The organism is Acidobacteriaceae bacterium, from assembly GCA_028283655.1.
Lineage (GTDB): Bacteria > Acidobacteriota > Terriglobia > Terriglobales > Acidobacteriaceae > Granulicella.
Genome location: JAPWKE010000001.1, coordinates 175,084 through 200,660 on the forward strand (window position 1 = coordinate 175,084; position 25,577 = coordinate 200,660).

The 25,577-nt window shown below is 63.2% G+C and carries 21 protein-coding genes; 9 read left to right on the forward strand and 12 right to left on the reverse strand.

The window, feature by feature from the left end:
- The first annotated feature begins 16 nt into the window (after window positions 1-16).
- From PW792_00785 to PW792_00800, 4 genes are all read left to right on the forward strand, one after another.
- Complete coding sequence (locus PW792_00785) at window positions 17-313, forward strand: hypothetical protein (GenBank protein MDE1160460.1); 297 nt, start codon at window positions 17-19, stop codon at window positions 311-313.
- A 117-nt stretch (window positions 314-430) separates the two neighbouring features.
- Entirely contained in the window at window positions 431-1,030 is a 600-nt protein-coding gene (locus tag PW792_00790; GenBank protein MDE1160461.1) for an HAD hydrolase family protein, read from the forward strand.
- 56 nt (window positions 1,031-1,086) lie between these two features.
- The gene (locus PW792_00795) at window positions 1,087-5,724 is read left to right on the forward strand and encodes a DEAD/DEAH box helicase (protein ID MDE1160462.1); all 4,638 of its coding nucleotides are present in this window, start codon (window positions 1,087-1,089) and stop codon (window positions 5,722-5,724) included.
- Entirely contained in the window at window positions 5,721-5,888 is a 168-nt protein-coding gene (locus tag PW792_00800; protein ID MDE1160463.1) for a DUF5522 domain-containing protein, read from the forward strand. The genes PW792_00795 and PW792_00800 overlap by 4 nt, the downstream gene beginning before the upstream one ends.
- Before the next feature lie 6 nt (window positions 5,889-5,894).
- On the opposite strand, the gene PW792_00805 is transcribed toward PW792_00800, so the two are convergent.
- The 3 genes from PW792_00805 to PW792_00815 are packed head-to-tail and all read right to left on the reverse strand — an operon-like array spanning window position 5,895 to window position 12,595.
- Window positions 5,895-8,084: a VWA domain-containing protein gene (locus PW792_00805; protein ID MDE1160464.1), complete on the reverse strand. Its 2,190-nt coding sequence runs from the start codon at window positions 8,082-8,084 to the stop codon at window positions 5,895-5,897.
- A gap of 15 nt (window positions 8,085-8,099) precedes the next feature.
- Entirely contained in the window at window positions 8,100-11,708 is a 3,609-nt protein-coding gene (locus PW792_00810) for a TonB-dependent receptor (GenBank protein ID MDE1160465.1), read from the reverse strand.
- 32 nt (window positions 11,709-11,740) lie between these two features.
- The gene (locus tag PW792_00815) at window positions 11,741-12,595 is read right to left on the reverse strand and encodes a hypothetical protein (protein ID MDE1160466.1); all 855 of its coding nucleotides are present in this window, start codon (window positions 12,593-12,595) and stop codon (window positions 11,741-11,743) included.
- Window positions 12,596-12,783: 188 nt separating this feature from the next.
- On the opposite strand from PW792_00815, the gene egtB reads away from it, so the two are divergent.
- From egtB to PW792_00830, 3 genes are all read left to right on the forward strand, one after another.
- Window positions 12,784-14,106: an ergothioneine biosynthesis protein EgtB gene (egtB, locus tag PW792_00820; GenBank protein MDE1160467.1), complete on the forward strand. Its 1,323-nt coding sequence runs from the start codon at window positions 12,784-12,786 to the stop codon at window positions 14,104-14,106.
- A 93-nt stretch (window positions 14,107-14,199) separates the two neighbouring features.
- Complete coding sequence (gene egtD, locus PW792_00825; protein ID MDE1160468.1) at window positions 14,200-15,171, forward strand: L-histidine N(alpha)-methyltransferase; 972 nt, start codon at window positions 14,200-14,202, stop codon at window positions 15,169-15,171.
- Between the two features lie 15 nt (window positions 15,172-15,186).
- Entirely contained in the window at window positions 15,187-16,101 is a 915-nt protein-coding gene (locus tag PW792_00830) for an SOS response-associated peptidase (GenBank protein MDE1160469.1), read from the forward strand.
- Here PW792_00830 and moaC read toward each other — a convergent pair.
- The 9 genes from moaC to PW792_00875 form a co-directional block, all read right to left on the reverse strand.
- A complete protein-coding gene (moaC, locus tag PW792_00835; protein ID MDE1160470.1) occupies window positions 16,098-16,571 on the reverse strand; it encodes a cyclic pyranopterin monophosphate synthase MoaC in 474 nt (157 codons plus the stop codon). The genes PW792_00830 and moaC overlap by 4 nt on opposite strands.
- A gap of 11 nt (window positions 16,572-16,582) precedes the next feature.
- Entirely contained in the window at window positions 16,583-17,806 is a 1,224-nt protein-coding gene (locus PW792_00840) for a molybdopterin molybdotransferase MoeA (protein MDE1160471.1), read from the reverse strand.
- A gap of 99 nt (window positions 17,807-17,905) precedes the next feature.
- Complete coding sequence (locus tag PW792_00845) at window positions 17,906-19,093, reverse strand: hypothetical protein (GenBank protein ID MDE1160472.1); 1,188 nt, start codon at window positions 19,091-19,093, stop codon at window positions 17,906-17,908.
- Between the two features lie 50 nt (window positions 19,094-19,143).
- The gene (locus PW792_00850; protein ID MDE1160473.1) at window positions 19,144-19,431 is read right to left on the reverse strand and encodes a DUF2007 domain-containing protein; all 288 of its coding nucleotides are present in this window, start codon (window positions 19,429-19,431) and stop codon (window positions 19,144-19,146) included.
- Window positions 19,432-19,473: 42 nt separating this feature from the next.
- Window positions 19,474-20,274 carry a DUF3108 domain-containing protein gene (locus PW792_00855; protein ID MDE1160474.1) on the reverse strand — a complete coding sequence of 267 codons (801 nt, stop codon included), beginning with the start codon at window positions 20,272-20,274 and terminating at the stop codon, window positions 19,474-19,476.
- 30 nt (window positions 20,275-20,304) lie between these two features.
- Entirely contained in the window at window positions 20,305-20,886 is a 582-nt protein-coding gene (locus PW792_00860; protein ID MDE1160475.1) for an isoprenylcysteine carboxylmethyltransferase family protein, read from the reverse strand.
- Window positions 20,886-21,938: a lipopolysaccharide heptosyltransferase I gene (waaC, locus tag PW792_00865; GenBank protein MDE1160476.1), complete on the reverse strand. Its 1,053-nt coding sequence runs from the start codon at window positions 21,936-21,938 to the stop codon at window positions 20,886-20,888. Before waaC ends, PW792_00860 begins: the two co-directional genes overlap by 1 nt.
- On the reverse strand, window positions 21,935-22,996 hold the full coding sequence (gene lpxK, locus PW792_00870; GenBank protein ID MDE1160477.1) for a tetraacyldisaccharide 4'-kinase: 1,062 nt from the start codon (window positions 22,994-22,996) through the stop codon (window positions 21,935-21,937). Before lpxK ends, waaC begins: the two co-directional genes overlap by 4 nt.
- A gap of 17 nt (window positions 22,997-23,013) precedes the next feature.
- Window positions 23,014-24,318: a 3-deoxy-D-manno-octulosonic acid transferase gene (locus PW792_00875; protein MDE1160478.1), complete on the reverse strand. Its 1,305-nt coding sequence runs from the start codon at window positions 24,316-24,318 to the stop codon at window positions 23,014-23,016.
- Window positions 24,319-24,393: 75 nt separating this feature from the next.
- Between PW792_00875 and PW792_00880 the strand changes: the two genes are divergently transcribed.
- Both PW792_00880 and PW792_00885 read left to right on the forward strand, forming a co-directional pair.
- On the forward strand, window positions 24,394-25,059 hold the full coding sequence (locus PW792_00880) for a hypothetical protein (protein MDE1160479.1): 666 nt from the start codon (window positions 24,394-24,396) through the stop codon (window positions 25,057-25,059).
- Window positions 25,056-25,562 carry a GNAT family N-acetyltransferase gene (locus PW792_00885; GenBank protein MDE1160480.1) on the forward strand — a complete coding sequence of 169 codons (507 nt, stop codon included), beginning with the start codon at window positions 25,056-25,058 and terminating at the stop codon, window positions 25,560-25,562. The genes PW792_00880 and PW792_00885 overlap by 4 nt, the downstream gene beginning before the upstream one ends.
- Window positions 25,563-25,577: the final 15 nt, after the last annotated feature.

The following is a 25,577-nucleotide window of genomic DNA, read 5'->3' on the forward strand; positions in this document are numbered from 1 at the left end:
ACGAAGGAGAGATGCGATGAAAAAGTACATGCTTACCACTGTTTGCGGACTCTGCCTTGCCTTCGGAGCCGCTGCTGCTGCTGAAGCTCAGGTCTACGTCCATGTTGGCCCGCCACCGCCGCGCCGCGAGTTTCGTCCAGCGCCCCGTCCCGGGTATGAGTGGCAGCCTGGTTACCATCGCTGGGACGGTCACGCGTACGTCTGGGTACCTGGCGCTTATGCCGCTCCTCCGCGCCGCGGTGTGCATTGGGTTCCCGGCCACTGGGACCGCCGCCACGGTGGCTACTTCTGGGTGGATGGCCACTGGCGCTAAACCTCTGTAGCCGTCCTGCTACAGGGCGCGAAGAGTAAGAGCAAACGCCGCGGACCTTTCATGGGAAAGGTCCGCGGTTTGCTTTCCGCGTGCGACCGCGTTCAACTAGTAGCCACCATGAGTGAATTGACTGCACAGGACCGCGCCCGCCGTATCAAAGTTCTCCTCTTCGACGTTGATGGTGTCTTGACGAACGGTGACATCACGATCATTCCGTCGCCGGATGGCGATCGCCACAAGGCTGTCGAGGTGAAGAGCTTCTCCGCACACGACGGCATGGGGATTTCGATTGCTCGGCTTGCCGGGCTGAAAATCGGTTTTGTGACCAAGCGTCAGTCGCAGGTCGTTGCGATTCGCGCGCAGGATTTGAAGATCGACCACCTGTATCAGGGGCAGTCGAATAAGCGCGAGGCGTTCGACAAGGTGTTGCTGGATGAAGCTGTCACAGCGGACGAGGTTGCGTTTGTCGGCGACGACATTATCGATCTGCCCGTCCTGCGTGTAGCTGGGCTGGCAATTGCCACGGCCAACGCGCGCTCGCAGGTAAAGTCGATGGCGCACTATGTCACCCCGCTGCCGGGTGGGCAGGGTGCGGGGCGCGATGCGATCGATTTCATTCTCGAAGCGAAGGGCGTGCTCGCGCAGACGATTGAGATGTACCTGGACCCGCATAATCCCGAGGCGAAGAAGGCTGATATCGGCACGGGAAATATGTAGTTTGATTGCACTGGAATTAGGGCGAAGAGGCGGCGAATAACGCGCTAGAATGAGCCATGATTCACGGGCCCTCCAGTAACAGCGCGACGACATCTCTTGAGCACCCGGCGTTAGCCTGGGCGCATCCGCTGGTGCAGGAGTGGTTTCTGACGAAGTTTGGATCGCCGACCGAACCGCAGATTGCGGGATGGCCGGCGATTCTTCGTGGTGAACCGACGCTGATTTCCGCGCCCACAGGTTCGGGCAAAACGCTGACGGCGTTTCTGGTCTGCATCGACAGGTTGTTGCGTGCGGCGTTAGAAGGCGGGCTCTCGCCGCACACGCATGTGGTGTACCTCTCGCCGCTGAAGGCGCTGTCGAACGACGTGCAGAAGAACCTCGACGGGCCGCTGGCCGAGATACGTGAACTGGCGATGCAGCGTGGCTATCTGTGCCCGGAGATTCGTACAGCGGTGCGTACAGGTGACACGTTGCAGAAGGACCGCACGGCCATGCTGAAGCATCCGCCGCACATCCTGGTGACGACGCCGGAGAGCCTGTACATTCTGCTTACGGCGGGCAAGCCTCGCGAAAATCTGCGCCGTGTGACGACGGTGATCGTCGATGAAATTCATGCGGTCGCGGATGACAAACGAGGCGCGCATCTGGCGTTGTCGCTGGAGCGGCTGGATGCGTTGGTGTGTGGTGAAAATCGTTTGTCGCCTGGAGCGATGTTGTGTGGGATGTCGCAGCGGCCGCAGCGTATTGGTTTGAGCGCGACGCAGAATCCAATTGAATTGGTGGCGCAATTCCTGACGGGCACATGGGAGCAACGCGCAACGATCGTGCAGGTAGGGCAGCGCCGTGTGCTTGATCTGGCGATTGAGGTTCCGGGCGATGAGCTTGGTTCGATTACGTCCACCGCGATGCGCGAAGAGATGTTTTCGAAGCTGGCAGAGCTGGCGTTGGCGCACCGCTCGACGCTGGTGTTTGTGAACACACGCGCTCTGGTGGAGCGGCTAAGCTTCGAACTCGCCGAGCGGCTCGGCCCCGATGCCGTGGCTGCGCATCATGGGTCGTTGTCGCGTGCGTTGCGTTTGGACGCGGAGCAGCGATTGAAGAACGGCGAGATTCGCATCCTTATTGCGACGGCCTCGCTGGAGCTTGGCATTGATATCGGCAGCGTCGATCTTGTTTGTCAGATTGCGTCCACGCGCGCTGTTGCTGTGGCGATGCAGAGAGTTGGTCGAGCAGGGCACTGGCGTGGAGCAATTCCGAAGGGCCGCTTCTTTGCGCTGACTCGCGATGATCTGATGGAGCAGGCGGCGTTGCTGCGTAAGATGATGCGCGGTGAGCTGGATCTGCTGGAGGTTCCGCCAGCGCCGACCGATGTGCTGATGCAGCAGATCGTCGCGATGTGTGGCGCGGAGAGCTGGGACGAGGATCAGCTCTTCGCTGTGATTCAGCGTGCTCATCCTTATCGCGAGTTATCGCGTGCGGCGTTCGATGAGCTGCTGGCGCTGCTGCACAACGGCATCGAGAGCTCGCGTGGACGATACGGAGCGTACTTGTTGCGCGACCGCGTGCAGGGCCAGGTTCACGCGCGACGTGGGGCGCGGATGATTGCGATCTCGAACGGCGGCGCGATTCCTGATACCTCGTTGTTCAGCGTAATGCTGCAGCCGGAGAACGTACAGATTGCCACGCTCGATGAGCACTTCGCGGTGGACTCTTCGCCAGGGGATGTGGTGTTGCTGGGCAATGCAAGCTGGCGGATTCAACGAGTGGACCCCGCAGGCAAAGTGCTTGTCGAAGACGCGCATGGTGCGCCGCCAAGCATACCGTTCTGGGAGGGCGAAGCCCCGCAACGTACGGGAGCGTTGAGCGATGGTGTGAGCGAGTTGCGCGACGAGATCGACCAGCGCACGCGCAGCACGAAGCCAAGCGACGTCAGTGCGTCGAGCGAAGAGGTTGCGGCATGTATAGCGTGGCTGAAGGCGGAGTGCTTTGTGTCAGACTCTGCTGCGTTGCAGATGGTGGCGTACGTTGTCGCAGGCCGCGCGGTGCTGGGTGCCGTGCCGACGAAGAAGCGCATCATCGCGGAACGGTTCTTTGATGAAGGCGGTGGACAGCAGTTGATTCTGCACGCGCCGTTTGGTGGGCGGTTGAACAAGGCGTGGGGGCTGGCGCTGCGCAAACGCTTCTGCCGTGGTTTCAACTTCGAACTGCAGGCAGCCGCGACGGACAACGGCATCAATATCTCACTGGCCGAGCAGCATAGCTTTCCTCTTGCAGAGGTCTTCCACTTTCTAAGTGTCAACACGGCGCGCACTCTTCTGGAGCAGGCTGCGATTCCTTCGCCGCTTTTCAAGAACCGCTGGCGTTGGGCGGCGGGGCGTTCGCTACAGTTGCTGCGCATGCAGAAGGGCAAGCGTGTGGCTCCGCAGATTCAGCGCACGCGTTCGGATGATTTGCTGGCGAGTGTGTTTCCCCATGCCTCAGCGTGTCCGGAGACGATGACGGGCGATATTCAGATTCCCGATCATCCGCTGGTGAATGAGGTGATGCGCGATACGCTGAGCGAAGGCATGGACATTGATGGTCTCGAGCAGTTGCTGCGCGACATCGCCTCGGGAGAGATTGAGTGCCTGGCGGTGGATACGCCGGTGCCTTCGCAGTTCGCACATGAGCTGATCAATGCGATGCCGTATGCGTTCCTGGATGAAGAGGATGCTGCGGCGCGGCGTACGCGCGCGGTAACGTTGCGGCGTTCGTTGCCGGACTCTGTGGCGGATGGCGCGGGCCGGTTGGACCAGGCGGCGATTGATGCGGTGCGCGCGCAGCTGTGGCCGGACGTTCGCGATGAGCATGAGTTGCATGATCTGTTGTTGCAGGTTGTGGCGTTGCCGTTGGAGTTTGTCGGAGAGGCTGCCGGGGCGAAAGCCCCCTCCTCTTCGGAGAGCCACAGGGCTCAGCAGCATTGGCCGCTGTTCTTCGAGCGTTTGGAGAAGAGCGGACGTGCGTTTGCCGTTGTGAGGGATGGCTCTGCTGCGTGGGTTGCGGCGGAGCGTCTTGAGGAGGCTCGCTTGCTTTGGCCGCAGGCTGCGTTGCCGGAAGTGCTGCTGGATACGGCGCGGCGCGATTCGGTAATTGGTGGCACGGAGGATCGTCCTGCGCAGACGCTGAGTGCGCGTGACGCGGCAACGCTGGCGGTCGCGCAGGGATGGCTGCAGTTGCTGGGACCGACGACGGCGCAGGAGTTAGGCGCGCGGTTGAAGCTGGCTCCGCGTTCCTTGCAGCAGGCGTTTCTTGCCATGGAGTTGCAGGGACTGGCGATGCGTGGCGTCTTCGAACGGGCTCGGCCGGGTGAGGATGAGCCGTTCCGCATGGAGTGGTGTGAGCGGCGGATTCTACAGCGCATCCATCGGTTGACGTTGCGCTCGTTGCGCGAGCAGGTAGAGCCGGTGACGGCGCAGGCCTTCATGCGTTGGCTGCTGGACTGGCAGCATGTTGCGCCGGAGCAGCAGGTGACCGGCGAGGAAGGCGTGCTCGCGGTGCTCGAGCAGCTTGAAGGTTTTGAGGCTCCCGCGGTGGAGTGGGAGCGAACGATTCTTCCGCGACGTGTGAAAGAGTATGACCCGCGTTGGCTGGATAATTTGTGCCTCGCTGGCGTGGTGGGCTGGGGGCGGTTGTCGCCGCATCCTTCGTGGAAGGAAGAGGCGGGCGCCGCTCCACGGCGTGTGATCCCAACGTCGGCGGCGCCGATCACGTTCTTTTTGCGTGAGTCTGCGGAGTGGCTGCCGGAGGCGATGGCGGCGAAGTGTGTGGAGGAGTCTGTGCTCGCGCAGTCTCTGTCGACGGAAGCGCAGAAGGTGCGAGCGTTGCTGGCGGAGCGTGGCGCGGCATTTACGGCGGATGTGCAGCGCGGGTGTGAGCTTTCGAAGCAGCAGACGATGATGGCGTTGTGGGAGTTGGCTACGGCGGGACTGGCTGCTTCCGATGGCTTTGACCAGTTGCGCGCGATGATGGACCCTCGCCGCAAGAGCGTGGCGTTGGAGCAAACAGCGGCGGTGAGTCTGCGCAAGCGTGCAGCGGCGCGGACGACGACGGGACGGTGGTCGCTGCTGTGCGCGCCTGTTGCGGAGACGGCGAAGGTTCGCTTCGAACACGCGAGCGAAGAGCAACGAGCGCAGGTGATTGCCCGTGCGAAGCAGCGTGAGTCTGCGCTGGATGCGCAGGCAAGGATTCTGCTTTGCCGCTACGGTGTGTTGTGTCGCGATCTGTTGGCGCGTGAATCGAATGCGCCGAAGTGGAGAGATCTCGTGCCAGTGTTGCGAAGGCTGGAAGCGCGTGGAGAGATTCGCGGCGGCCGATTTGTGTCCGGTGCGTTTGGCGAGCAGTATGCGTTGCCGGAGGCTGTTGAGGGCCTGCGTGCGGCGCGTCGTCAGCACGAAGCTCGCAAGACGGAAGCGGCGATTACCTTTGCCGCGGCTGACCCTTTGAACCTCGTCGACATTATCGTGCCGGGCAACCGCGAAGCCGCGATTCCCGGTCGCGAGGTGTCGATGGTGAACGGCATGGTGCTGCAGCCGGAAGCTGAGGCGGTGGTGAAGAGTTCGCGTCGGCGTTCTCTGGTGGACGTCGTGCGCGACGACATGGGACGCATCCCACAGATACGGCCACAGGTCACGCCGCAGCCGGGGTTGTTTTCGTGAACGAGAACGAACGCGTAGAACGTGAAGACGCTATCACCGAGCCCGCAGAGTTGCAGCCCGGTGACTTCTACATGGAGAACGGCTTCATGGTGTTTACGGAGCAGTATCACCTGCGCCGGGGTTACTGCTGTAACTCCGGCTGCAGGCACTGCCCGTATCGTTAGCGCGCGCTACTGCGCAGCCGGAGTGCTGGTCGCTGCTGATGCTGGCGTAGTCGTAACTGCTGGCAGCACGCGGACGGCCATGCGTGGGAAGCTGAAGGTGCCACCTGCGTCGTCGACGACGTTCACCTGGCAGATGTAGGTGCCGGGTTTGAGCTGCGAGGCGGGCACGTCGAACTGGAAAGCTACCGCGTCACGGTCAGGAATGTTGACGCGATCGGCAGTGACCGTCGGGGTTTCGAAGACCTTCGCTCCGTTGGAAAGAAACTCGATGGAGGTCAGTACCTTGGCGGCCTGTCCTTCGCGTCGGCCAAGCCCAGGCGACGCCGCAGGTGTAGCTGCTTCCTTCGGCTTGGTGGGGTTGTAGAGCTCGTAGAGGAAGTATAGGTGCTGGTCCTGGCGCACGATGTGCGAGACGTTCGGCACCCACTCCTGCCCGTCGCGCACGAGCAGTGACTGCGAGTAGCGCTGGTTGTTCGCTGTACGCTGCGTGCTGAGGACGACCGATGAGAGCTTCATCGTTGCCTTCTTCAGATCGGGTACATTGATGTCCGTTTCAAACGAACCCATGTTGCCGGTCTGGTTTTCGCGCACCACAAACTTCAGGTGATAGTGACCGGGCGCGAGCAGGAAGCCGGTGGAGTACTGGATGTTCTTGTGTGCGGCCTGCTGCGACTGGTCGACGGCGAGCTTGATCGTCTCGCGCACGTTGCCAAAGTCGACGCCGGATGCTGAGCCTGTGCTCGCGCGTACCTGCCCCATGATGTCGATCGTGGCCTTGTCTTCATTGCCCTTGCTGACGAAGGGAATCGCCGAGCCCGGGATGAGGATGCTGACGGGAACGTAGTAGCGATTATCGGCCTCGCGCAGATAGAGCGCCTGCAGATACACGGGCACGTCGGTCGCAGGGTAGTCGCTGCGCATCTGCTCCTTCAGCGCAAGCTCGCGATCTTCGTTCTTCTGGTGCTGGAAGTCGGCGGGCGAGAAGTAGCCCGGGCGATACTCCAGCTTCACGTCCTTGCGGTTGACCGTGACAGTGAGGTGGCGATAACTGCCATCGCGCTTCTGGTTGCTGGAGCGGAAGCCGAGGATGTAGTACGCCTCCGTGTCGTGCTGTACCTGCTGGAAGGCTGGTGCAAAATCGTTGGAGTCAAAGAACGCTTTGCCGCCGGTGTCCGTACTCAGGTTGCTAAGCGTTTCCTGTGAAGCGAAGTTGGAGTTGAACTGGCTCTTGACTGCAGCGCCGGTGTACGCAGAGGTGCCGCGCAGGCTGCCCTTGGTCGCATCGCCGACAGGTGGCAGCGCCTGCAGACCGCGCGTGTCCACCGAGTAGATCGCGAGGTTCGAGCGTGCGGCTGCGTTGGTGGCGGCGCGTAGACTGGCCTGGTTCTCGATGCCGTTGCGCGTGATGCCGCCGGAGAAGAAGAGCATGGACTTGCGTTGCTCCACGCGCTCAAGGCTCTTGGCGATGGTGCGGATCGCGAAGAGTTCGCGGTCCGTGTTCAGGGAGTTGAACTCGCTGTCGTCCGCGGCGAAGCTGGAGCCATCATCGCTGGTGGCATCGGTGGAGCCCGTGGTACCGCCGTTTGCAAAGCCCGTATCATCGTCGCCGTTGTAGCGCGAAAGAACGCGCAGCAGAGCGTCCTTGTTGCTGGTGAAGTCCTGGTCCATCTTGAGTGAGGTGGACATCGAAACCATCGCAACCAGATCGGCGGGCTGCATCTGCTTGTTCACGTAGTTGCGTGCGGCGTCGACGGCGCGGTCGATATCGTCGTCCTGCATGGAACTCATGTCGAAGAACATCACGATGAGCCGATGGTCTTTGAGCGCAGCGGGATCGGACGCGAAGTCGTTGTTCAGCATGTCGGCCACGCTGGTCTTGCCGGTGGCCGTACCTTTTTCGTTCAACACGGCGGCTGCATCGACGTTTTGAAAATCGAAGCTGGAGATCTTCTGCGGCTTCTTGTCTTCGGTGATCGTGAAGTCCGAGGCCGTCAGACCTTTCACCACTTCGCCGGTCTTCTTGTCACGCACGACAACGTTGGTGAGCACCATGTTGGTGCTGATCTTCATGGTGAAGCCACTGCTTTCCTGCTGCGGCTGGGCTTGCTGCGCGAAGGCTGCAACAGGCAGCGAAAGCAGCGCGCAGAGCAGCGCAGCGGTGGACTTGCGGGCGAATTCGTAACAGATATCTCGCATGGTTTCTCTCGCCGTTTAGAAGCGGTAGCGTGCAGTGAAGACGATTTTGCGCATGGCGGCCGCGCCGGTAACCTGGCCGAAGGTGGCCGAGTTCACGACAGCGTTTACGCCGCTGTACTGCACCGTGTTGAAGACGTTGGTCGCGCTCATGCGCGCCTCAAAGGAGCTGGTGCTGCCGAGCTGCACGATGCGCGAGAGCGCCGCGTTCGCAACCACCTGGCCGGGGCCTTCAATGCTGTAGCGCGAAGCCGAGCCATAGTGCGTCGGGTTGCAGGTGGCAAGTCCTGTGCTCGAGGCGCTCGAACTGCCAGGGCAGGTAAAGGCTGCGGTGTTGAAGTACTGGCCGACGCGCCCCGTGCCTGTGACCGACTGCGTGTAGTCGCGGTCCGGGCGCAGCGTGTACGTGCCGCCACCGGCGATCTGGGCTGAGGTGGATTGCACGCTCGGCGTGTAGTACGTGCCGGAGGCGAAGGTGAAGCTGCCGCTCAGAATGAAGCCGTCGAGGATCGAAGCCATCACGCCACCGTTATGCAGGAAGGCGCGGTTCGGGCCGAACGGCGCTTCCATCACCCAGTTGCCGGTGAGCTTGTGGCGAACGTCAAAGCTTGAGTTGCCGCGCTCGGCGAGCAGGTTCGCATCGTCCTGCGTGGAGCTGGTCGAAGTCGAGCCACCGATCGAAGAGGCATCGTCGATCGAGTGCGCGTACTGGTACGTTGCCCCGAGGCTGAAGCCATGCTGCAGGCGCTTCTGCGCAGAGACGATCAGGGCGTTGAAGGTCGACGACGCAAGCGAGTCTTCATAGGTGAAGGCGACCGCGTTCGGCGTCGTCACCGTGGAGAACTGGTGGTTCGGTGCGCGCACCACGTCAAGGTTGCTGCCGTGGGAGCCGTTGTAGTCAATGTTCAGCACGATGTTCATCGGCAGCGTGCGCTGGATGTCGAAGTTATAGACCTGCACCATACCGAGGCGATAGTTTGGATTCACGCCAAAGGAGTTCTGGTACAGCTTCGTCGAGCAGCCGTAGGGTGAGGCGATGGTGAGGTTTGACGTCGTGCAGCCGGTCGCGTTGGTGCTGCTGGCAAGCACGTTGTTCTGCACGGCAGCGAACGGCGGCTGGTAGCTGAGCAACTTGGCGAAGTTCGCAAACTGCGAAGTGTTGAAGTTCATGCCGTAGCCGCCACGAACGACGGTCTCCTTCAACCACTTTGGATGCCAGGCTATGCCGAAGCGCGGCGCGAACATCGTGCGATCAGGATGCAGCAGCGACTGCGTCGGGCCGACGCCGCACTGCAGCGAGCCGCTCGTGACGCCGTTCGGCGAAACGCAACCAACGCTGGTCGTGTAGGTGGAGACGCCGGTCAGGTTAACGAGGCGGCCGTCCTTCTCGTTGTACGGCGCGAAGTACTCGTAGCGCAGGCCGTAGTTGAGCGTGATGTTGCTGGAGACGCGGAAGTCATCCTGAGCGAAGAGGTCGAAGACGTTCTCGCGCAGGTAGATCTTATTCAGGCCGGCTTGAATCGTGCTCTGCTGCGGCAGGCCGATGAGGAAGTCGGCGAAGGACGAGCCGCCCGTGGCATCGGTTGCATTCTGTGTGTTGATGCCGGTAAACGTCAGCGTGCCAAGTGGGTTGGAACCGCCAAGAGAGTCCTGATGCAGGCGGCGGATGTCGAAGCCGAAGCGCATGTTGTGCTTCTTGCGACGCCAGCTCAGCATGTCAGAGAGTGAGATCGTTTGCGAGATAGTTTCACTTGGCTCGGTGTTGCTGATGGAGCTGTAGCGTGAGAGCGACATGCCCGGCAGGCCGTTGTAGAAGTTTGTACGGAAGCCGATGGCATGGTCGCTCGGTGTGGTGATGCCGATCTGCGTGGCCGGGTCGGTCGTGGTGTCGGTGAAGTAGTTGCGCGTCATCGCATGGGAGCGGTTCCAGGTGATGGTGGTGCTGTTGCTCAGGCGGCCATAGCCGATGGTGTAGCCGGTGCTGACGTTGTACCCGTCGCTAAGCGTCGCGCCGCCAAGTGCGAGGAAGATGTTGCGTGAGTCACTCGCGGAGTGCGAGTAGGAGAACGCTCCGTTGAGGTTCTGGCGCAGCGTGGGCTTCACATCCCGCCGCTGATGCATGCGCTGGAAGGGATTGCCTGCATCCTGTCCGAAGTTGCGCACGAAGCGTGTGTTCAGGCTCGTCGTATTCTGCCCGGCGGTGGTGATCGTCTGGTAGTTGTAGTTGTTCGTCGAGGTGCCGTCGCAGTTGACGTTGCACTGCGGATAGAAGCGCGCGAGAATCTGCTGCGCCTGCAGCGTAATGCAGCCTGTCTGCCCTGCTGTTGTGCAGGTAGGGATCGTGTTGTTCGCAAACGGCAGACCGGTGACCGGGTTGTAGATGACCGGCTCGCCGGAGGCCGTGAACTGGCCTGCGCGCTCCAGATTCGTCGGTACAGTGCCGGTGAGGATCTGCGGTGTCGTGTTGCGCGTTCCGCTGAAGTTGCCGAAGACGAACTGCTTGCTGCTCGGTTTGAACAGGCCGGGAATATACGGCGATCCAGCGAAGCTCGCGCCAAAGGAGTTCTTGCCGTAGCTGGGATTGGTCACGGGTGTGAGCGTGGGCGACCACGGCGCAGAGTCCAGGCCGGACCACTCCCCGTTGTAGTAGAGACTGCCGTGCGGTTGCGTAGGGTTGAAGCCGCGGAAGCTGCCGAATCCACCTCGGCCACCACCACCTCCTCCGGGGCCACCTCGACCGCCGCCGCCACCGCCACCGCCGGGACCCATGCCGCCCATCATCGGGCCAAGTACGCCGACGATCGCGTCGACGCTGACGCCTTCGGGCATGCTGCGGCCTTCTGACTTGGCGCGATCCATCGCTTGTTGGACGCGGTCGCGAATGTCATCTTCGCTGAAGTTGGCGAGGCCGTTCATCTGCGCGGACTGGCCGCTGATGGAGATGGACTCCGTGGAACTGGCTGCGCCACCTTCGAGGCCCGCGAGCGAGGGCATCGTGACGCCACTATTGCCACTGCCTGCGGCGCTGGCTTCTGAGGTTGCGCTGTCGTTGCCGCTGAGGCTCAGCCCTTGCAAACCACTGGTGAGGCTGGTTGCTGAAGTCGTAGAGGGCCTGGCTGCTGCCGTGGCTTCTTCCTGCGCGGCGCGGCTGGCGAGCTCCATGGAGAAGTTGGTGGCGTCGACGGTCGCAGGCGGGGGAGCGTCTGCGCTGAAGACCACTTCGATGGTCTTCGCGGCGAAGCCCATCAACTCCGCTCGGATGACGTAGCGACCATTCTTCGGAATGGCGATGGCGTAGGCTCCATCGATGTCTGTGGCGGCGGTGTACTTGCGGCCTGTAAGCGTGTTGGTGGCGGTAACGGCGACGCCGGGCAGCGGCGTCGCCGCTGCTTTGCCTGCGCCTGCTGCTGCAACCGTTCCGCGGATCGTTCCGCCCTGTGCGGCTGGGGCAACCTGTGCGGAGGGGGCAACCTGGGCTGTGACCATTGCAGGAGCCTGCTGGGTGGCAGCGGGTGCTTCGGCAGGTGCTTGCGCCATAAGGCTGGCAGCGCCGGTGATGAGCGCTAGAGTTACGGCTGCTGTGGCCGACACGTTTGCTTTCGCGCGCAGGCGCGTTCTGAACAACACGATGGGGAACTCCTTACTTCACTTCTCTTTTGTTACTTCGAATCCGAGGGGCCGGGCGGGTTGCCACTGCTGGGCATCACGGGTGCACCGTGAAGATGAGCGCCGGGTGTAGAGACGGAGAGTTCTTTCGGTACAAAGATGCCGTTCTTCAACTCGCCCTGTCCGTAGATGTTGTCCCCGATTTTGATGTCCGCGAGCGTAATGCTTTCTGCTCCGGGTTGTTGCGGCGGAGGTGTTGCTGCCCCGTTGCCGTTGTTGAGGTTCATGCGTCTTCCGCCGCCACGGCGGAAGGAGGTGGATTCGTCGAAGCCGATTGTCTGGGAGACGCCGTCCGTGCGATGCACGGTCATCTTCGCGTTGTCGAGATCGATCGCGGTGACTTTGCCGGTGATGTAGGTCTTGCCCATGTTGGCGCGCATCGCGGCAAGCGTTGCGCCATCGGTGGCGATAACGGCGACGGCGTGCAGCGTCTTGGTGGAGGGATCAATTTGTCCGACGGCCATCACGCCGTCCCCGGCCTTCAGGTCCGCGAGCGTTGAGGTCTGCATGTTGCCCATGCCCATACCGCGGCGGCCCTCGCCGCCACCGTACTCCGGCGCACCGGTCCCCGGGCCGCCAGCATGCGGAGTGCTGCGCAGAATGCGGGTGTTGTCACTGGTGACCACGAGCGTCGTGCTGCCGTCCTCGGCCTTTAGCGTGAGCGTCTTCCCGTCGACGGCCTTCAGTTCGCCCTGCGCACGCGGCATTCCGGCGAACATGCCGCCGCCCTGACGCGCGTGCGGTTCTTCCTGCGCGTGGAGCCGCGCTGCGGGAGTGGCGGCAAAGAGCGCGAGCGCTGCGGCTGCAGTGAAAATGCGGTGCCGGGATGCAAACGTGGGCCTGGTCAAAACTTTCCTCCAAATGCCTGAAACGGTGGTCAGTTGTAGAGACGTCCATCTTTTCAGGAAGTTCCTGTGTCGCGTGGGTATTTTCGCGTCGTGGCACGAATTTAGACGGTATCCGCGTACTCTTGGAGCACCGCGACGGGCGGTGAATGCATCCAAAACTGCACATCCTGACGAGGAGAGCCACGTCCATGCTCACCCAGAACACCGCCGCCCTTTCGCTTCTGGAACGCTATCGCAGCGTTCGTGGCGCGACGATGCGCTTTGTTTCGCCACTTTCGGCCGAAGATCTGATGGTTCAGTCATGCCCGGAGGCGTCGCCTCTGAAATGGCACCTCGCGCACACTTCCTGGTTCTTTGAAACGTTTTTGCTCTCGGAGTTTGTGGCGGGCTATCAGCCGTTCCACCCGGAGTTCCGGTGGCTGTTCAACAGCTACTACAAGTCGCTGGGAGAGATGCCGGAGAAGAAGCTTCGCGCGTCGTTTTCGCGACCGCCGCTGGACCAGATTCTGGCGTATCGCCAGCATGTGGATGCGGGGATCGAGAGGTTGCTGACGCAGGCGGTCGAGGACGAGGCGCTGCGGCGCATTGAGCTGGGGCTGCAGCATGAGCAGCAGCACCTGGAGTTGGCCGCGACGGACATCAAGCACGCGTTCTTTACCAACCCTCTGCATCCGGCGTACGCGAGCGCGGTGGCGAAGGGTGAGGAGGAGCGGATTGCGCCTCCGCTGGAGTGGGTGAGCTATGCGCCGCCTGCGCCGGGGCTGGTGGAGTTTGGTGTGACGCCGGACGTTGCGGCGGTGGACCAGTTTGCGTTTGATAACGAGACGCCGCGGCATCCTCGCTATCTTGGAGCGTTTCAACTGGCGTCGCGGCTAGTGACGTGTGCGGAGTACCTGGCGTTTCTGGAGGAGGACGGGTACACGCGTCCGGAGCTTTGGCTCTCCGAGGGCTGGGATGCGATGCGCGAGCAGGGATGGCAGGCTCCGCTGTACTGGCAGCGCGATCCCGCGGCGAAGGCAGGCTGGTCGATCTTTACGCTGCATGGCTGGCAGCCGCTGGAGGAGCTTTCGGAGACTCCGGTGTGTCATCTGAGCTTCTTTGAAGCGGATGCGTTTGCGCGATGGAGCGGGTGTCGGCTGCCGACGGAGTTTGAGTGGGAGTATGCGGCGGCGCAGCTTGCATTGCCTGCTGTGGAAGCCGGGACGGCGAATCTGCTGGAGTCCGATGCGCTGCATCCTCGGGCGGCCGTGGTCGGCGAGCGGGCAGAGCAGCTTTATGGCGATGTGTGGGAGTGGACGCAGTCGCCGTATACGGGGTATCCCGGTTATGCTCCGCTGCCGGGGGCGCTGGGTGAGTACAACGGTAAGTTTATGAGCTCGCAGATGGTGTTGCGCGGAGGCTCGTGCGTGACGCCGCAGACGCATATCCGGGCGACGTATCGGAACTTCTTTTCACCGGGAACGCGATGGCAGTTTTCGGGGCTGCGGCTGGCTCGGGACAGAGCGGCGTAAGTTTTCTAACAACCAGAAGCCGGGGTCGGGCATCTGAACGCCGTAGCTCCAAAGCACGCCAACCTCAACCAAGAGAAATGCGAGGCGTTTCCTGTGCCGATTGTCGAAGCCCCCAACAGCCTGCGCGAAGCCGTTCGCGAGGCTGCCATTGCAGGCCTTTCTTCTTCCCCGAAAACGTTGCCGCCGTGGCTCTTTTATGACGAGGCCGGCTCGAAGCTCTTCGACGAAATTACGGAGCTGCCCGAGTACTACCTGACGCGCACGGAGCGGGAGCTGTTCAAGCAGCTTGCGCCGCAGCTCTATCGCTACTTCAGCGGCCCGGTCACGGTGGCGGAGCTGGGAGCGGGAAGCGCGGGGAAGACAGGGGTGCTGCTGAGTGAGCTGGCGTCGCGCCAGCGCGGACTGCTGTATCAGCCGATCGATGTTTCGGCTTCTGCGCTAGAAGATGCGGCGGCGGCGCTGACGCGCTTTATTCCGGGGCTGCAGGTGCAGCCGCAGGTGGCGAATTACATTACTGAGAACTATGAGATCGAGCGGCCAGCGGGGAGCGAGGTCTTTGCGCTCTACATCGGCTCTTCGATCGGCAACTTCGATCCGGCCGAGCAGCGGGCGATTCTGCAGAAGCTGCGCGAGCATCTTCTGCCGGGCGATACGCTGCTGCTGGGAGTCGACCTTGCGCCGAGTGCGGGCAAATGCGTGAATGCGCTGCTGAAGGCTTACAACGATGCGGCCGGGGTGACGGCGGCGTTCAACAAGAATGTGCTGGTGCGGCTGAATCGCGAGCTGGATGCGGATTTCGATCTCGAGGGCTTTGCCCATGAAGCGCGTTGGAACGCAGAGCGGTCCCGGATCGAGATGCACCTGATCAGCCTTGCACCGCAGGTGGTGCATGTTGAGGGCGAGCGGTTTGTGTTTGCCAAGGGCGAGACGATCCATACGGAGAACAGCTACAAGTTCACCGATGCGAGTCTGGAGGCCCTGCTGACGGATGTGGGTTTTGCGAAGAGCGAGACTGTGCTGGACGCGCATGGATGTTATGCGGTGGCAATGGCGCGAGCCGTGTAACCTTGCGGCAGAAGCATGTGTGGTCGATACCTTCGCCGAGCGGACAAGAAGCGCGTAGCCGAGCATTTCCATCTGCCCGGCGAGCCGCCGTTTCCGCTGCCCCCTGACTTCAACGTTGCGCCTACGACTCATCAGCCAGCCATTCGTTTGAACCGCGAGAGCGGCGAGCGGGAGGCCGTGTTGATGCGGTGGGGGCTGGTGCCGTACCAGGCGAAGTCGCTGGACGAGTACAAGGGCATTTCCACGATCAATGCGCGCGCCGAGAGCGTGCAGGTGGGGATGTGGAAGCGGTTGTTCGAGCGGCAGCGTTGCCTGATTCCTGCGGACGGTTTCTATGAGTGGGAGACGCTGTTGCCTTCGGCGGCGAGTGGGCCGAAGAAGGCGAAGCCGCGGAAGAAACCGATACGGTTCTGGCTGAAGAACGATCCGGTCTTTGCGTTTGCAGGGCTGTGGGATGCGTGGAAGAATCCGGCGACCGGAGAGTGGCTGCAGAGCTTCGCGATCATTACGACGGAGGCGAACGAGATGCTGGCGTCGATCCATACGCGGATGCCGGTGATCCTGCAGCCGAAGGATTATGCGCGGTGGATCGATCGGAGTCCGGGAGCGGTGTTGCCGGTGGATTTGCTGCGGCCGTTCGATGCGGAGGCGATGGAGTCGGCGGAGGCGAACCCGGCGGTGAACAATGCTCGCAACAATGGGGAAGAGTTGTTGGAGAAGCCGTTGGAGGATGACGGGTTCTCGCTGGGGGTTTTAGGGATTTGTGGTGGGTGGGGGAAAACCTCGACGCAAAGGGCGCTACGGACGCAAAGCTGCGCGAAGGGATTTGTGGCCGGGTGGAGGAAAGAAGACGCCACGACGCTAAGAGCGCCACGTTTCGCCACGTTTTTTTATGCAGGTACGTTTTTGGGGCGGGTACGTCTTCGCTAGGCTGAGGGGCGTTTGTAGTCGCCGGATTTGCCGCCGCGCTTTTCGAGCAGAACGACTTCGCGGATGCGGATGGATTTGTCGAGCGCCTTGGTCATGTCGTAGACGGTGAGGGCGGCGACGGAGGCGGCGGTCATGGCTTCCATCTCGACGCCGGTGCCTGCGACGGTGGCGGCGGTGGCGCGGATGTCGACACCGCCGGTAGTGATAGTGCAGGCGACGTCGACGAAGCTGAGCGCGAGCGGATGGCACATGGGGATGAGCTCGCTGGTGCGCTTGGCGGCCTGGATGCCGGCGAAGCGGGCGACCTCGAGCGGGTTGCCCTTGGGGTTCTGGGGGAGCGCGGCGAGGACCTGTTCGTTCAGCTCGACGAAGGCCCCGGCTATGGCCTCGCGTTTGGTGGCGGGCTTGGCCGAGACGTCGACCATGTGGGCTTCACCGGAGGCGTCGTAGTGGGAGAGTTTCTCGGTCATTGTCCTGTTCATTATGCGCGCAGAAGGATGCGGACGGGCGCATCCGCTGCGAGGCCCTCGGGTGGGACGACGGCGAAGCAGTTGGCGCGGGCGTTGGCGGCGACGTCTCCTGAGCCTTGCCAGGCGACGGGCGTGACGCGCGTGGCCGAGAGGTGAGCCGGGAGGAAGCGGAGCAGGTTGGGTTTGCCGGGGAAGGCTTCCGCGGCCGTGGCGAGGACGAAGTTTGGGGCGAGCGCTTCTCGTTGACCTGCGAGGGCGCGGAGCAGCGGCGCGACGAAGAGATGGAAGCAGACTTCGGTGGAGACGGGGTTGCCGGGGAGCCCGAAGAAGGGCTGGCGGTTGCCGAGGTGGCCGAAGACGACGGGCTTGCCGGGCTGGATGCGTGCGCCGGTGAAGTGGAAGGTGGCTCCGGCTTCGGCGAGCGCCTGCTCGACGAGGTCGTACTTGCCCATGGAGACGCCGCCGGTGAAGAGGATGAGGTCGGCTTCGCGGGCGGCGGCGAGGCGGTCGCGGAGGTCGTCGAGGGTGTCGCGGGCGATGGGGAGCGGGAGCGGTTGGGCTCCGGCGGCGTGGACGAGCGCGGTGAGGGCGTGGGTGTTGGAGTTGAAGATCTGCTCGGGCTCGGGGACAGGGTTGAGGTCGGTGTCCGGATCGAGCTCGACGAGCTCGTCGCCGGTGGAGATGATGGCGACGACGGGGGGGGCGTAGGTCTGGAGGGTGGAGCGGCCGCAGGAGGCGGCGAGGGCGATGGTGGCGGCGTCGATGCGGAGGCCGGGGCGAAGGAGAAGCTGTCCGGCGAGGGCTTCGCTGCCCTGGGGGACGACGTTTTCACCGGGCTGCAGGGTTCGGCCCGGGGCGGCGTTGACGAAGCCGTCGAGGAGAGTGGCATGCTCGACCATGAGGACGCAGTCGCAGCCTGCGGGCAGGGGAGCGCCGGTCATGATCTCGATGGCTTCGCCGGGCTGGAGGGGGCGCCCGCGCCAGAGTTCGCCTGCGCGGACGGTTCCGAGGAGCTTGAGTGGCTGGCCAAGGCTGGCGGAACGGAGAGCGTAGCCGTCGCGCGTGGAGCGGTGGAACGGCGGCTGGTCGCGCTGGGCGTGGAGTTCTTCGGCGAGGACGGTGTTCCGGCAGGCTGCGAGGCTGGTCGAGCGGCTGGTGGCCGGTGGGCCGAGCTTTGCGGCGTGGGCGAGAACGGTGCTGAGGGCTTCGTCGAAGGCGAGGACTTGTTCGGCCATGGCTTTAGGATGACAGATTTAGTGGCGGCGGCTGAGGGTGGCGGGGCAATGAAAAGCCCCGGCTGATGGCCGGGGCTTTTCATTGGGTCGTGTAGCGGGTTACTTGCGGCCAGCCTTGAAGTGCGTCTGGATCTTGACGTCGAGGGTCGCGAGGACTTCCTTCACGCTGGGAGCGAACTTGCCGTCCGGGTCGAGGTCCAGGTACTGCTGGTACGCTTCGACGCAACCTGTGGGAGGAACAATCTTCTGGGTCTTGGGGTCCAGGGTGGCCTTCTGGAGAAGGATCTGGCCCTTGACGAAGTAAGGATCGGGACGCTTTGGGTCGGCGGCGATGGCCTTCTCGGCTGCAGCGAGGGCTGCTTCGCTGAGCGTCGCGTCCTGCTGGCTGGCGTTGTAGAGGATGGCAGCTTCGTTGCCGTAGTACTGACCGGCGCTGGCGGGCTGCAGCTTCACAGCGCTCTCATAGGAGGCCTGAGCTTCCTGAACCTTGCCGGACTTGGCGAGGGCGTTGCCCATCTGGTTGAAAGCGACGGCCTGCTCGAGGGGCGAAGGCTTCTTGGACGCTACGTTGAGGTCGATGCCTTTCTTGTAAGCGTCGACTGCGTCGCTATAGTCCTTGATGACGTCGGTGTCGGACATGGCGGGCTTGCCAGCCTTGCGGTCGGCGACAGCAGCAGCGTCAGCCTTGCCTGCAAGTGTGTCGGCGTAGGTCATCCAGAGGATGCTTTCTTCCGGCTTGAGGACGGTGGCGGACTTCATGTCAGCCGTGTCCTTGTCCCAGTTCGGGGTGGCGGACTTCATGTCCGCGCGAACGGCGTTGAGGGTCGCGTTCAGGTTCTTGATGGTGCTGTTGGCAGCCATCGTCGAGGCGTTCTGCTTCTTGAACTCTTCGATCTTCTGGCGCTCTTCTGGCGACAGAGCCTTCATGTACTCTTCGCGGGTCATGTCGAAGTCGATGGTGACGTCGGCACCGGCGGCGACCTTCATGTTGCGGCGGTCCACGGTCTTGGCGTCCTGGATGACGTAGACGTAGTAGTCGCCGGGAGCGACGCCCGCGCCGGTGTAGTTGCCGGTGCTGTCGATCGGAAACTTGTTGGTGATCTTGGCATCCTTGACGGGGCCGGCGTCGTGCGTGAACTCGATGTCACCGGTGGTCAGGGGCTGGCCGGCGGCGTTGTTTACTTTGCCGTGCACCTTTGCGGGCTCGTTCTGAGCAAACGCTACGGTCGCCGTCGTCAGCGTGGCCGTCAGGGCCATCGCCATCATCTTCGTGTTCCAGTTCTTCATCGCTTGTCCTCATCGGGCGGTATGGTTTTTGCCCGGCAGCACCGCTTAAGTTACTCCACGCCACGCTCGTCGGCAATCTCTGCCGCGAGCACTTCCTCTTCGCTCAGGGGAGCGAACTCTGCACCGTCGAGCACTTTGCGTGCTGCGGCTTCGTCTTCTGCGCGTACGCGAAGGGTTGCGGCAAAGGCCACGGGGATAAGTCCGTTGGCGTTTTCGCCCTGTAGAAATGCCAGGATTCCTTCGGATTCGAGGGCCATGAGCGCAACCTGCGCCGAGGCTGGTTCCGGGAAGGTCGCGACTGTGACTAATTCGCCGGTATTGCTTATTTGTTCACTCATTGGAAGCACTACCTTTCGCACCACTGCAAACATTAGATGCTGCTATTTGAGATCCACCGACTGGAGGTGAAAGGTAATGGTTCCCCAGAAGAGCCGGGCCTGAACCTGGACCGGGAGATGACGGGCATCGTCGGTGTACCAGATCCAAATAGAGCCACGGTTTTTCACTACACCTTCATCAGCGGTCGCCTGAACTTTGACGGTCTGGAAGGTGCCAGCGGGTGTCTTGATTTCTTCCTTGTCTTCAACTTTCATGCCGACCGTGACGGTCCGCATGGAGTCAGCGAGAGGGAAGCTGATGGTCTGGCCGACGAGGAGCGGCTGCGACTGGGTGTAGAACATGCCGCTGAGCGAGTCGGAGACGCAGGCGGGGATGTTGGCTTCCTTGTGCGTGGCCGTGCCTTTGACGAGGTTGCGCTCGTTCAGGGTCTGCTTGCCTGCGGCGTAGTTGAAGCTGAGCTCGCTGGCGATCTTGCGGCGGCCTTCCTGGGTCTGCTTGTTGAAGCCCGTGGAGCAGCCGGTCTTGAGGTCGATGCCGGACTGAAAGCCGTCGACGACAGGGAAGAGCATGTTGACCGCGCCGACGGAGTCGCCGGTGGCGGTGATCTTCAGCGTGTTGCCGACGGTGTCGAGATGGAAGACGGCGATTCCGGCGGTGAAGACGCGCCAATCGACGGTGAAGGTCAAGGTCTCGTGCTGAGGCCATAAGAAGCCCGGAGTGGGGGGCTGCAGGGCGGGAATGGGTTTCTGGGGAGCCGGAGTCTTGTTGCCGAACGCCTGTGCCGATGCGTTGGGAACCGACAGGCAGAAGGCCGCCAAAGCGGCACACATCAAAGCCTTCAACAGAGTCCTTCTCCTGTTCGGGGGAGTGTTCTAGGCGTGGGTGCGGAAGAGGAACATCCGCAGCACAAGCAGAGCGTAAATCGCCGCTGCACCCATGGCAGCATTGTACTCGCGGTGATGCAGGTACCGCTCGCGGGAGAAGCGCCCGGCACCGATGTCCGAGCCTTCGAAGCGGGCTGGGGTGAGGCGCGGGAGCAGGCGGGGAACGCGTTTGGCGTAGTCGTCGAAGCCCGGGAAGACGCCGCGGAGGAAGTCCTCTTCGGAGAGGATCGTCGGCAGGTAAATGGCGAGGAAGAGCCCGACGAGCAGGATGGCGAGCCAGATGTTTCCGGCGGCTACGGCGATGCCGAAGGCGATGCCCATCGAGCCTAGATACAACGGGTTACGGGTATGAGCGTAGGGTCCGGTGCGGGTGAGTTCGGCGTTCTTTTTCACGTAGCCTGCGGCGTATCCGCGCAGCCAGAGGCCGGGGAGAACGAGGAGGAGGCTCGCCGCCAGCAGGTGCCACGAGGGGTGGGCGAAGGCGATGAAGAGGACGGCGGTGACAAAGCCGAGAGGCACGCGAATTCTGCGTGCAATCTTTTGCCATCCTGTACGTTGTTGCGCGGCCATCAGAGTATTGTCGCAGAGTTGCGGCCGTGGCCGTATCCCATCTGCTCGATGGCGGCGAGGACGTCTTCGGGCGTGATGCGGGCGAGTCCGGCTTCGGTCTCGGCGGTGCGTTTGTAGGTGGTGGCGGAGGCGGGGTCGCGCAGGACGGCTTTGGGGCCGGGGCCCCAGGGGCCGTTGCGTTCGGGGGAGGTGGGGCCGAAGAGCGCGACGGTGGGGACGGCGAGCGCGGCGGCGAGGTGGACAGGGCCGGAGTCGCCGCCGATGCAGAGGTCGGCGCGGCGCAGGAGTGCGACGAGGCCGGCGACGTTGCAGACGACGGTGCGGGCTGCGCCTTCGCTGGAGGCGACGACCTCGGCGGCTTCGGGGGCATCGGCGTGGGGGGCGTTGACGACGACGTCGTAGCCGCGCTGGCGGAGCTCGAGGGCGAGCGCGCCGTAGTGGGTGGTCGGCCAGCGTTTGGCTCCCCAACCGCCTCCGCTGGCGAGCACGGCCATAGGGCGGGCGAGGACGGCTTCGCGGTCGGCCCACTCTTCGGCCCAGGGAATTTGTGGAAGCTGAATGGCGGCATCGAGCTGCTGGGTGACGGCGAGCGGGAGGTTGAGGGCCTGGCTGAGGAGCGCGGTGCCCTGTTCGACGACGTGGATGCCCTGGCGCGAAAGCGGGCGGGCGTAAAGCCAGGCGGCCTGTTTCTCGCGCGGGTCTGCGAAGCCGAAGAGCGTGCGGCCACCGGCGAGTCTGCCGATGAGCGCGGAGCGCAGCGTGCCCTGCATGTCGATGACGGCGTCGTACTGACCGCGCAGCTTGCGAAAGCTGCCGAGTGAGGCGAGGGTTTCGCGGCCCAGCGGAGCGGCCTTCCATTTGCGGATGGGTACGGCGTAGCTGTGGGTGATGAGCGGGCCGGACTCGTCCCAGTTGGTGAGCAGGGGCTGCCAGCGTTCGTCGATGACCCAGTCGATCTGGCAGTCGGGGCGGGCGCGTTTGAGCGCGGCGGCGGCGGGGAGAGCGTGCAGAACGTCGCCCATGGCCCCGACGCGGACGATCAGAATCTTCATGCGGTACGTTCCTCGACGGTGCGGAGGACGGTGTCAGGTGCGGCGAACTCGACGCGCAGTTTGGCGATGAGGAGCGGACCGATGGTGGCGAGTTTGTCGCGCATGGCGGGGGAGAGTTTGACGGAGTCTTTTTCGGTGGTGATGATGCCGCTGGCGTTGAGGCGTTTGGCGGTGGCGAGGATGCTGGCGATGTCGCCGTCGAGGTAACGGTGATGGTCGGGGAAGGCCATGGTTTCGATGATGCCGCAGCCGGTGCTGAGCAGCATTCCGGCGAAGTCGGTGGGGCGGGCGATGGCGCAGAAGGCCATGGGGCGGAAGCCTGCGCCGAGGACGGAAAGCGGCGAGTCGAAGTCGAGGCGTCGGCGGATGATCCAGACGGCGGCTTCGGGGCGCTGGTAACGGGCGATGCGGGGAAGCACCTGCGCCTGTTCGTTGTCGCGGACGACGAGGACGTCGGCTTTGCGGAGGGCGGAGATCGGTTCGCGGCGATTGCCTGCGGGCAGGAGAGCGTCGTCGAGGTCTTCGAGGGTCACGAGCGCGGTGTTGATCTGGCGGGCGAGCTGGACGTGCTGGAAGCCGTCGTCGAGCAGATGAAGGTGGCGCTGGGTGTTCGCGTCGGTGGTTTCGGCGGCTGCTTCTGCGGCGAGGCCGACCTGGTAGCGGTCTGCACCAACCCAGACGTCGGCGCCGGTGCGCTGCGCGATCATGACGGGTTCGTCGCCGAACCAGAGGGCTTCGGAGATTTCGTCGCCTTCGACGGAGCGGTCGTTGAGCGCGAGTTCGACGCGCTGGATGCCGTCTCCGAAGCGCTTGTAGCCGCGCGAGAGGACGTCGACCTGCCAGCCGCGATGCTGCAGGAGCTTGATGAGCGCGATGACGACGGGGGTCTTGCCTGCGCCGCCTGCGGAGAGGCTGCCGACGCTGAGGACGGGCCACTGCAGACGTCTGGCTCGGCGTGCTTTGAGGCGTTGCGCGATGCCGGAGACGAGGGCGTAGAGAGGGACGAGCGGCCAGGCCCAGGGACGGCGAGCGTTCATGATGGAACCTTTTGTGCTCATGGCTGAATCTTGTTTGCTCATGGCTGCACCTGGTGGAGGATGGCTGCGACGGTGCGAGCGGTTGCGCCGGATTCTTCGTTGAAGACGGCGCGCGCGCGTTGTCCCATGGCCTGCGCGCTGGCGGGGTCGTCGAGCAGGCGGAGCCAGGCTTGTTCGAGCTCGTTCTCGTTGTTGACGAGTTGGATTGCGTTCGCGGCGACCAGGTGGGCCATGATGGTGCGGAAGTTTTCGAAGGAGTTGCCCATGGTGATGGGGACGCCGAAGTGTGCGGGTTCGAGCGGGTTGTGGCCGCCGCGGGGGACGAGGCTGCCGCCGACGAAGGCCATGGTCGCAAGCGAGTAGATGGAGGCGAGGTCGCCGATGGTGTCGAGGATGAGGATTTCGAGCGGGCCGTCGCTGGTGAGGCTGTACTGCGGGGCTGGGTCGCGTGCCCAGTCGGAGGCGCGGAGGTAGCGGAAGGGGGCGGCGAAGGCTTCGGCGCGCTTGAAGTTTTGCGGATGCCGCGGGGCGAGGATGAGCAGCGCCTGATGGCGTGTTGCGATGTTTGCGGCCCAGGCGGCGATGACGAGTTCGTCTTCCATGCGGCTGGCGTCGCGGTCTTCAACGAGCGACCCGGCCACAATGATGGGGCGGCCTGTAGCTTCGGCACGTATGCGGTCAAGCAGCGGCGAGAGCTTCGGTGTGCGGATGTCGAACTTGAGGTTGCCGAGGGTCTGTACGTCCGGTGCGCCGAGTTGGGTGAGGCGGCTGGTGTCTTCTTCGCTTTGTGCGAGGAAGAGCGAGACCTTGGCGAGGACGTGCTTCCAGAGCGCGCGGACCTTGAGTGCGCGGCGGAAGCTGCGGTCGCTGACGCGGGCGTTGACGACGAGGCGCGGGATATTGCGGCGCTGGCCTTCGTGGAGCAGGCGCGGCCAGAGTTCGCTTTCCATGAGCACGACGGCTGCGGGTTGCAGGGCGCGGAGGTAGGCGCGGGTACTGAAGGCGAAGTCGAGCGGCATGTAGAAGACGCGGTCTGCGCCGAAGCGTTCGCAGGCGAGGGCGTAGCCGGTGCGCGTGGTGGTGGAGATGACGACGCACCAGCCTACGCCGAGCGCGGCTTCGAGGTCGCTGACGAGGCGCTGCGCGGCGAGAGTTTCGCCGACGCTGACGGCGTGCAGCCAGAGGACGCGTTTGCCCGCGATGTGGGCGCGAAGCGCGGCGGGGACTCGGCCGAGGCGCTGGGCGAGGCCTTCGCGGTAGCGTTGCGTGGTGGCCATGCGAAGCAGCCACCAGGGCGAGGCGAGGAGGAGCGCGAGAGTCAACGCGAGGCTGTAGAGCAGCATCAAATTCGGGACTCCTGCCTGCACCCGTACGCGCGTTTTGCCTCGTCCACCATGGGGAGAGGATAATCAATGCCGATGCGTCTTCGCACTTTTCTCCCGCTTGCTGCCTTTCTGGTCGTTGCGTCTGCTGCCCATGCGGAGAAGCCGCGCAAGCCGACGACGCCGTTTGCGGCTGGTCAGTATCCGATGCATGACGCCCATGCGAGCGAGCATGTGACGATTGCCGCGGAGCCGGGAGATACGAAGGAGACGCAACCGCATACGCGGCTCGACTACTACGAGCATGACATGCTGCCGGTGCGCGTGATCGTGACGAATGACTCCGACCACGCGGTGACGTTATCGGATGCGCGCATTGACTTCATTACGGCGGATAACCAGAAGGTGCAGGCAGCGACGCCGGATGATCTGAACCGTCGGATGTATGAGCTGAAGCAGAGCCGGGAGAAGTCGATTCCTTTGCCGGGGCCGTTGCCGTCGATCAAGTACCACTCGAAGCCGATCGATACGAAGATCATGGCGGACGATGCGGACTTTGGCTTCAAGACGACGACGGTGAAGCCGCATGAGACGGTGGCAGGGTATCTGTACTACGACGTGGAAGGGCTGGATAAGCCGGTGCTGAAGCATGCGGTGCTAGAGCTTCGCAAGGTGCGCTGGCAGGATGCGAGCGGCGAGGGCGCGGTGCTGGATACGTTTGAGATTCCGCTGTCGCCTGCGGACGTGAAGGAAAAGAAGTGAGCGCAGAGCTTTGTGTGCGGTGGGCTGAAAGCACGGATGTGCCGACGATTCTGGGATTCATTCGCGAGTTAGCGGAGTATGAGCGCGAGCCCGATGCGGTGCTGGCGACGGAAGCTGACCTGCTGCGCGATGGCTTTGGTGAGCGTCGTCGGTTTCGGAGCTTTGTTGCGGAGTGGGAGGGCAGGCCTGCGGGGTTTGCGCTGTTCTTTGAGAGCTACTCGACGTGGCGCGGACATCATGGGATCTGGCTTGAGGACCTGTATGTGACGCCGAGCCTGCGCAGCAAGGGGATCGGCAAGGCGTTGATGGCGCAGGTGGCGAAGGTTGCGGTGGAGGAAGGCTGCCCTCGCATGGAGTGGAGCGTGCTGAACTGGAACGCGCCAGCGATTGCGGTGTATGAGCGCGTGGGGGCGCACAGGCAGGCAGAGTGGAGCATTATGCGGGTGGCCGATGAGAAGCTGGCTGCGCTGGCGGAGCAGGCTCCGGCGTTGCGGGGCGCGTAACCCGATAAGCTAGTA

What these genes read in the sequence shown, in the direction of transcription:
- PW792_00785 (MDE1160460.1), top strand. Translation starts at nt 17, where the DNA reads ATGAAAAAGTACATGCTTACCACTGTTTGCGGACTCTGCCTTGCCTTC.
- PW792_00790 (MDE1160461.1), top strand. Translation starts at nt 431, where the DNA reads ATGAGTGAATTGACTGCACAGGACCGCGCCCGCCGTATCAAAGTTCTC.
- PW792_00795 (MDE1160462.1), top strand. Translation starts at nt 1,087, where the DNA reads ATGATTCACGGGCCCTCCAGTAACAGCGCGACGACATCTCTTGAGCAC.
- PW792_00805 (MDE1160464.1), bottom strand. Translation starts at nt 8,084, where the DNA reads ATGCGAGATATCTGTTACGAATTCGCCCGCAAGTCCACCGCTGCGCTG.
- egtB (MDE1160467.1), top strand. Translation starts at nt 12,784, where the DNA reads ATGCTCACCCAGAACACCGCCGCCCTTTCGCTTCTGGAACGCTATCGC.
- PW792_00830 (MDE1160469.1), top strand. Translation starts at nt 15,187, where the DNA reads ATGTGTGGTCGATACCTTCGCCGAGCGGACAAGAAGCGCGTAGCCGAG.
- moaC (MDE1160470.1), bottom strand. Translation starts at nt 16,571, where the DNA reads ATGACCGAGAAACTCTCCCACTACGACGCCTCCGGTGAAGCCCACATG.
- PW792_00840 (MDE1160471.1), bottom strand. Translation starts at nt 17,806, where the DNA reads ATGGCCGAACAAGTCCTCGCCTTCGACGAAGCCCTCAGCACCGTTCTC.
- PW792_00845 (MDE1160472.1), bottom strand. Translation starts at nt 19,093, where the DNA reads ATGAAGAACTGGAACACGAAGATGATGGCGATGGCCCTGACGGCCACG.
- PW792_00850 (MDE1160473.1), bottom strand. Translation starts at nt 19,431, where the DNA reads ATGAGTGAACAAATAAGCAATACCGGCGAATTAGTCACAGTCGCGACC.
- PW792_00860 (MDE1160475.1), bottom strand. Translation starts at nt 20,886, where the DNA reads ATGGCCGCGCAACAACGTACAGGATGGCAAAAGATTGCACGCAGAATT.
- waaC (MDE1160476.1), bottom strand. Translation starts at nt 21,938, where the DNA reads ATGAAGATTCTGATCGTCCGCGTCGGGGCCATGGGCGACGTTCTGCAC.
- lpxK (MDE1160477.1), bottom strand. Translation starts at nt 22,996, where the DNA reads ATGAGCACAAAAGGTTCCATCATGAACGCTCGCCGTCCCTGGGCCTGG.
- PW792_00875 (MDE1160478.1), bottom strand. Translation starts at nt 24,318, where the DNA reads ATGCTGCTCTACAGCCTCGCGTTGACTCTCGCGCTCCTCCTCGCCTCG.
- PW792_00880 (MDE1160479.1), top strand. Translation starts at nt 24,394, where the DNA reads ATGCGTCTTCGCACTTTTCTCCCGCTTGCTGCCTTTCTGGTCGTTGCG.